We start from the raw sequence: 7,433 nt of genomic DNA on the forward strand, positions 1-7,433 counted from the left end.
AAAATTCAGTATTATGTCACAAGAAGATGATCTCAGGGGACTGGCGAAAGTCATGGACTTTATGCGTGCCCTCAGTGTGTTGTTCGTAGTTGTCAATATCTATTGGTTCTGCTATCCGGCCATCCGGGAGTGGAATGTCAGTATCGGAGTGGTGGACAGGATTCTGCTGAACTTCCAGCGCACGATCGGGTTGTTCGGCTCCATCCTTTGGACAAAGCTTTTCTCCGTTACCTTCCTTGCCCTCTCGTGTCTGGGCACGAAGGGTGTAAAGGAGGAAAAAATCAAATGGGTGCATATATGGACAGCCCTTTTCACAGGTGTCGTCCTCTTCTTTTTCAACTGGTGGCTGCTCAGCCTGCCCGTACCGTTAATGGCACGCACCGCCTTTTATATATTCACTCTTGCCGTCGGCTACCTCTGCCTGCTCGCCGCCGGTGTATGGATCTCCCGTCTGCTCAGACAGAACCTCATGGACGATGTGTTCAACAACGAGAACGAGAGTTTCATGCAGGAAACAAGGCTTATCGAAAACGAATATTCTGTAAATCTGCCGACACGGTTCTATTATGGCAAGAAGTGGAACGACGGCTGGATCAATGTCGTGAACCCCTTCCGTGCCTCCATCGTACTGGGAACGCCCGGTTCGGGAAAGTCCTTTGCGGTGGTGAACTCCTACATCAAGCAGCAGATAGAGAAAGGCTATGCCGCCTATATCTACGATTTCAAGTTTCCCGACCTCTCCACCATTGCTTACAACCACCTGCTCAACCATTTGGAGGGGTACAAAGTGCCGCCGAAGTTCTATGTCATAAACTTCGACGATCCCTCACGCAGCCACCGCTGCAATCCCCTCAACCCGAAGTTCATGACCGACATTTCCGATGCTTACGAGAGTTCGTACAGCATCATGCTCAATCTCAACCGGTCGTGGGCGGCGAAGCAGGGTGATTTCTTCGTTGAGTCGCCCACCATTCTATTTGCCGCCATCATCTGGTTTCTGCGGGTGTACAAGGACGGCAGGTATTGCACCTTCCCCCATGCCGTCGAGTTCCTCAATAAGCCTTACGAGCAGATCTTTCCCATCATGTCCTCCTATCCCGAACTGGAGAACTACCTCAGTCCTTTCCTCGATGCGTGGCTGGCGGGAGCCGCCGACCAGCTCATGGGGCAGATCGCCAGTGCGAAGATACCCCTGTCCCGTATGATCTCGCCGGCACTCTATTGGGTGATGTCCGCCGACGAGTTCTCTTTGGACATCAACAATCCCGACGAGCCGAAAATCCTCTGCATAGGCAACAATCCCGACCGGCAGGCGATATACGGTGCTGCGCTCGGACTGTACAACAGCCGCATTGTAAAGATTGTCAATAAGAAGGGCAGGCTGAAAAGCTCCATCATCATCGACGAGCTGCCCACCATTTTCATCAAGGGACTGGACAACCTGATAGCAACCGCACGCAGCAACAAGGTCGCCGTACTGCTCGGCTTTCAGGATTTCAGCCAGCTTATCCGTGACTATACCGACAAGGAGGCGAAGGTGATCATCAACACTGTCGGCAATATCTTCTCCGGGCAGGTTACGGGGGAAACGGCCAAAACCCTCAGCGAGAGGTTCGGCAAGATACTTCAGAAACGCCACTCCATCTCCATCAACCGGCAGGACGTTTCCACCTCCATATCCACCCAAATGGACAGCCTCATTCCACCCAGCAAGATCAGCGGGCTGACACAGGGGATGTTCGTCGGCTCCGTAGCCGACAATTTCGGGGAGAGGATTGAGCAGAAAATCTTCCACTGCGAGATTGTCGTCGATGCCGGGAAAATAGCCGAAGAGGAGAAGGCATATCAGAAGATACCCGTTATCACCGGCTTCGTGGACGATGACGGAGTGGATCACATGAAGGAAATGGTACAGGAGAACTACAACCGGATCAAGGAGGATGTCAAACGGATCGTGGCCGACGAGCTGGAGCGCATCGCCAGCGATCCCGCCCTCAAGCACCTCCTGGAACTGAACAAATGACGATGCGCCGAACGGAAAATCCCCTGTAAACGGCTACGGCTTGCAGGGGATTCTATCCGTTCCGGGAATCGGATTACCTTCTATGGTAATGTTTCTCGTCATCTTCTTCCATCCGTTTGAGCAGCACTTCACGCAGGCGGTCAATGAAATAGGTACGTTCGTCCGCCTTTCGCCTGCGTATCCGTGCGTAGTAGCTCGATGCGCTTTTCACGTCCAGTCCCAGCAGCCCGCACACGTATTCCACCACACGTTTCAGCGTGACATCACCGCTGTTGAACAGCTTCAGCTCGTGGCAGGCGTACAGCAACTCTATCAGGTTTATCACTTCCGATGTCCAGATGACCGGAGGGGTTCCGGCCGGTACGGTGGAAACATCCGCACCCGCCGGATGTATCTCATAGGCGAACTTGCAGTGGGCTTGCATCCCTTCCAGATAGGTCAGAGTGCCGATGATATAGGAGTAGCAGATCAGATGTTCCTTCTGTGCCGTGCGGTAATGCTCGCGCAGGATGACCAGCCTGCAACTCAGGTATTGCAGTTGGAAAAGGACAATGGTGATGTCGCTCTCCGCACGTTGCAGCTCGTACACTTCCTTTACGAACTCGGCATTGGCTTTCGACAGTGTTTCCTCGTTGCTGTTCTCTTGTCCCAGCAACAGGAGATAAGGGGTAACATTGAATAGTTTCATAATGTTTTTTCGTTTAAGTATGAAAATGGCTTCAATGTAAGCGCTTTGCCCGACATGCCTGTTCCGCTTTTCGCCGAAAGTGCCGGTGTCTATTCACCCAGATAGAACTTACGGCGTTCCTTGCACAGCTCATCGTACAGATCCTTGTGCAGCTCGCTCGGACTTTGCTTCATCTGTTCCGTACAGAACTCCCAGAAACGGTTGGCCGATGCGAATCCGTTCTTCTCGGCTATTTCCATTAGCGGACGGTCATAGTAATATTTCAAGTCCCGCCGTATCTGTCCGATGCGTTGTTCCTGGAGCCATCTGTTGGCCGGGCGGTGGTAGATCTTGCGGAGCTTGTCACGGAAGGTCGAAACGCTCATGCAGAACATTCCGGCGAGTTCCTCCACGCTGTGCGTCCGGTAGCTGTAGCGGTTCACCTTCATCCGGAACACGGCGGCATACAGGGGCTTCAGCCGTTTCTCGGCAAACTGGAAGTCCAGCTCGGTAAGCGGTGTGGACTGACGGCTGATCTGTTTGCGCCGTTCCACGAAGAAATAGTCGCATACCTCATTACACATGTTGTACAGGGGTTGTGGAGTGCCGGTATGGTACAGCACCTCGCACAGATAGAGCATCTCCGGCGTGCGGTACGCTTTCCGGTAAGGCTCGACGAAATGGTGCAGCAGGTCGTTCTGTATCTCCACCTCTTTGGAGAGGGAGAGCAGCATCAGCAATGCCCGGTACTCTTTGCACGACACGGAAGGCAGTTCCGGCAGCTCTTCCATACGCCGCAGGACATGGCGGCACAGTTCCGTGTTCCGGGAATAGGGTTCCAGCACAAGGAATTTTTTCGTGCTTTTCGCCTTCAGCAGTTCCTCCACTTCCGCTTGGAGGGCAAGGGTTGTTTCTCTCAGTGACTCCGGTACGGTCATCACCAGCTGTTCGATAAACTTCGTTTCCATGATAATGCGTTTTTAATGGATAAATCGGTAATGTATGAAATCCTGCAAAGATAACCGCCATAGACCGGTAACCGCTTCCGTTTTTCGCCGGAAATGCTTCCGTGTCTGGAAGTGGAATTAAAAATCCCACCTCGCTCTCTAATTCTTTACAAAGGAATAATACACCCAGTAGATGAAAATCCAGACCATATCTCCGGCAAGCAGACAGATGATCCGTTGCCTGAATTTCAAATCATACTTTTCCGCTTTCAGCTGTTTCAGTTTGGGGAAGAAGTCGCCGGGCAGATAGTACCGCCTGCACAGATAGAACGGTGCAAACATAAATATGACGAGCATTTCCCACCATTGGTAACTGACATTCCTGTTCTTCTCGTTCTGTTTGTCCATGCGGGCTTTCTCCGCACGTACGGCGGCATCCAGCCGTCGCATGAAGGCTTCCTCCTTCTCTTCCATGATGTCGGCGATCACCTTGTCGTCCACGCCTCGGTTGTACAGTTCCAGCTTTGCCTGCCGCACCTGCTTGTCGGTATATTCACCGGTTACATTGTTGGCTATCATCAGTAGCTCGTCCGTATCGTAATCTTTTATTTTCATAGGTCTAATTTTTCCTTGCGAAACACGTATATCATGTTGCCTTTGGGGACAAAACTGAATATCGGGTATTTTAACTTTGCTTTCATTCTCTACTTCTTTATAAATAAACAATATACCTTATATATAGGATTATATTCCCGACAGTCATTGATACAATGAAAATGATATAATCCGTTGTTCCATATTTGATGTTTTATATATGAATGACATATCATTCGTTCCACCTCACGCAATCCGTCCAACCCCATTCATCGAACAGCCCGTTGTTCCATATCTGATGTTTTATATATGAATGACATATCATTTGTTCCACCTCACGCAATCCGTCCAACCCCATTCATCGAACAGCCATGTTTCTAAGAAGAAAAGTACAAAGGGCAGTAGGTACAGAAAACATGCCTGTATTGTGCTGACATGCTTAGAGCGGCGGTAGTGGTTCAACAATGCCTGTACACGAGCTTTCCTGTATCGTGCAAGAATAAATACAAAAATAAGCAAAAACATTGCACCTAAATAGCCAAGATGTAAGGACGACCATTGCGGTACACTGTTAATCAGGAGAAAGTTGCCGGGCAGAACTACTATCCACCACCAATACCAAAACAGCAGTATAAAACCTGACATCCGTCCTATCTTCTTGCCCCAAACCTCTCCCTTGAAATATAGGTAGTCAAAAAAATAGTATCTGTAATTCGTCCGGTTGGCACGTTGCTTCACTCGTTCAAAATAGTTATCTGTCTTTCAGGTAATCAAAAAAATAATATCTGTAATTCGTCTGGTTGGCACGTTGCTTCACTCGTTCAAAATAGTTATCTGTCTTTTTTATTCCTTTATTCATATATAGTCGATGAATTATGTTCTCCAAAATGCAAAATAAAACAGGGTCATACCCAGCACAATTCCCAAAAAGACAAGACCTGTCAGGAGAAAGACCCAATCCGAATAATGAAAGTCAATCTTCTTGTAAGGAATGGCGGTTTTCTTCACATACTTGTTCCATGCCCATATAAGAACTCTTCCCAATCTTTCTGCTGTAATATAGCTCATAATTATTTTTACTTTTCAATTTGTATTCCCTCATGCGCTGGCGAGCAATAAATAGAATGTCGCTAACCGTATAATCAGGGAAACGACATAGATGCCGTAGTAGAGCAGATACCTTTTCTTTTTGTCAAACTCGGCGAAATACTTCTTGTATTTGTCATTCTTGAACAGAAATATTTCATTGACATAATATCCGCATATCCCGATGACTACGAGCCATGAAATAAAAATGATGTCGTTTCTCAAAATACTTAATAGGCTTATCCTGAAAATCTTGATGCAAGCAAGGCAGCCAAGGCAGAATGCCCAAAGGCTGATGATACATGGGGTGCTAAGTGCCAAATCACTGATATAGACATCGACACCTTTATCCATTCCGGCAGCTTCTTGTCTCTTATTAACCGAAATGCACCGATTTATATAGCCGTTTTTCCATTTCGAGAAACTTAGCCAATAGAAAGGATTTAGCATCCTCCTAAAAATGAAAAACTGCAACTTATAAGAGCAGTAAAAATTGATGTTGTAATATTTCTCCAATAAATTCCTCATGCCTTTAATGGTTTAGTGGGGAACGCTGTAAGGCGTTATCACGCTTCGTTAACATCATATTTTATTCTCATTCCAGTGTACCATATCGTATGGATAATACGGCAACCCTTTCAGGCTACTATCATCCAGCCCCAAAACCTTGACCAATGCACCGCTCTCAAAACACCAATATCCATCATGTATTATACCATATTTGTGGTCGTCATGCCAAGCACAATCGGAATGTCCTCGATACCATTCCCTTTTGAGATACTTTTCCAATCGCTTCGTCGCTTGGATCTTGTTTGTTTTAGCCAAATCCGATACTTCCAAGATTGCCCGATAAGGCACAGTATCAAACACGCAATCCGCCATTTCCTTCCGTTCCGGGAAACGGTAATTCAGCAATACATCATAAACACGGTCTTTAACTTCTTTCATGTCTATAAGTACACGGAGTTTGTGAATGACATTATTATCATACTCCAACATGATACCTATTGAAAGCAGCCATAACATCTGAACATAATAGCCATACGGAGTCCAACATTTTTCTAAAACATTGATTGTCGAAATATAATTGGATTTTATAGATTCTAAATTCTCCCCCATAGAATACATAGTTACGATAGTATAAACTCTACAATCAAATAAACGTCCATACAAATCAGGGCTAATCTCATCTCCATCTTTTTCTGATTGTTCTATCATACTATTAAGTTTTTCTATTCTGGTAGTATACTTAACCAATTGCTTTATATACTGTTCTTCTGTAAAAAGTTTATCTCTTGTTTCCATTATGGTACACTGTTATTGATGTTAATGGTTTGGTGAGGAACAGCGTTTAGCTGTTGGCTCGACCTTGTTAGTATTCTTTTTATTAGAATAGATGTTTCAAATGTTCCATGCCATTGTGTGGAATGAATTGTAGTTGTATGCGGTCGGCATAGTTTTGTTGTATATATTTATCTATATCATCGACATCATCCATACTCACATTAAGCCGCAGTCCACCACCATGAAAATGTATCCAAATCCCATTTTCAGTCTGTTCCAATGAATATCCTTTTGTCATTATATCATAAATCCAGCCATGACTTTTTGATAGGCTTTCATCGTTCGTCAGTTCTGATTTTATCATAGGGGATAAGGAGTTGAATTGAAGTAGCATTGCTCGTTGTATTCCCATAGACTTAATTTTTAGACTTTTACAGACAATCGCTCTTTTTACTATTTCTTTAAGGAAGTCAATGTATGCTTCTTTATCATACTCCATATCGCCAATCAAACTAAGAGGTCTGAAAGTAGCTGAACATATAATAATGAATTTTTGGTGCGAGCTACCTTTATCCATTAGGTCTAATATATGCTTTCGTATGTTAGAAGAAATTAGAGCTAAAACGTATAAATGCCCACTACAATATTCCCATACAGACTTTTTCTTGTCAAACGCACATTGCATAATAAAATCAACATCTTCCGTCATGTTCGCAATATTTTCATGTCGCTGAAACATTTGAAACAGATTGTTACTGATTTCTTCTGTAATCCTTATTTTATCGTTGTCATTCATAATCCGTTCTATCACAATGAATACTAATGGTTCAGC

The 7,433-nt window shown here is 45.6% G+C and carries 9 protein-coding genes; 1 reads left to right on the plus strand and 8 read right to left on the minus strand.

The window, feature by feature from the left end; genetic code table 11:
* The first annotated feature begins 10 nt into the window (after positions 1 to 10).
* Positions 11 to 2,023, plus strand: coding sequence for a conjugal transfer protein MobC (gene mobC / locus QVP90_RS15230; RefSeq protein WP_288204693.1), 2,013 nt, complete (start codon positions 11 to 13; stop codon positions 2,021 to 2,023).
* Positions 2,024 to 2,096: 73 nt separating this feature from the next.
* On the opposite strand, the gene QVP90_RS15235 is transcribed toward mobC, so the two are convergent.
* From QVP90_RS15235 to QVP90_RS15265, 8 genes are all read right to left on the minus strand, one after another.
* Positions 2,097 to 2,711: an RteC domain-containing protein gene (locus QVP90_RS15235; protein WP_005643567.1), complete on the minus strand. Its 615-nt coding sequence runs from the start codon at positions 2,709 to 2,711 to the stop codon at positions 2,097 to 2,099.
* Positions 2,712 to 2,800: 89 nt separating this feature from the next.
* Complete coding sequence (locus QVP90_RS15240) at positions 2,801 to 3,658, minus strand: helix-turn-helix transcriptional regulator (protein WP_021936902.1); 858 nt, start codon at positions 3,656 to 3,658, stop codon at positions 2,801 to 2,803.
* Between the two features lie 138 nt (positions 3,659 to 3,796).
* Positions 3,797 to 4,252, minus strand: coding sequence for a hypothetical protein (locus QVP90_RS15245; protein ID WP_021936903.1), 456 nt, complete (start codon positions 4,250 to 4,252; stop codon positions 3,797 to 3,799).
* A gap of 300 nt (positions 4,253 to 4,552) precedes the next feature.
* Positions 4,553 to 4,969 (minus strand): hypothetical protein, encoded by a 417-nt coding sequence (locus tag QVP90_RS19910; protein ID WP_021936904.1) that lies wholly within the window; start codon positions 4,967 to 4,969, stop codon positions 4,553 to 4,555.
* Between the two features lie 135 nt (positions 4,970 to 5,104).
* Positions 5,105 to 5,299 (minus strand): hypothetical protein, encoded by a 195-nt coding sequence (locus QVP90_RS15250; protein WP_021936906.1) that lies wholly within the window; start codon positions 5,297 to 5,299, stop codon positions 5,105 to 5,107.
* 30 nt (positions 5,300 to 5,329) lie between these two features.
* Positions 5,330 to 5,845, minus strand: a complete 516-nt coding sequence (locus QVP90_RS15255) for a hypothetical protein (RefSeq protein WP_021936907.1) — start codon at positions 5,843 to 5,845, stop codon at positions 5,330 to 5,332.
* A 54-nt stretch (positions 5,846 to 5,899) separates the two neighbouring features.
* Positions 5,900 to 6,622 (minus strand): PoNe immunity protein domain-containing protein, encoded by a 723-nt coding sequence (locus QVP90_RS15260; RefSeq protein WP_021936908.1) that lies wholly within the window; start codon positions 6,620 to 6,622, stop codon positions 5,900 to 5,902.
* A gap of 82 nt (positions 6,623 to 6,704) precedes the next feature.
* On the minus strand, positions 6,705 to 7,433 hold a 729-nt coding region (locus QVP90_RS15265; RefSeq protein WP_288204689.1), incomplete at its 5' end, for a hypothetical protein.

This window comes from Bacteroides sp. CAG:189 (assembly GCF_000432295.1).
Classification (GTDB): domain Bacteria; phylum Bacteroidota; class Bacteroidia; order Bacteroidales; family Bacteroidaceae; genus Bacteroides; species Bacteroides salyersiae.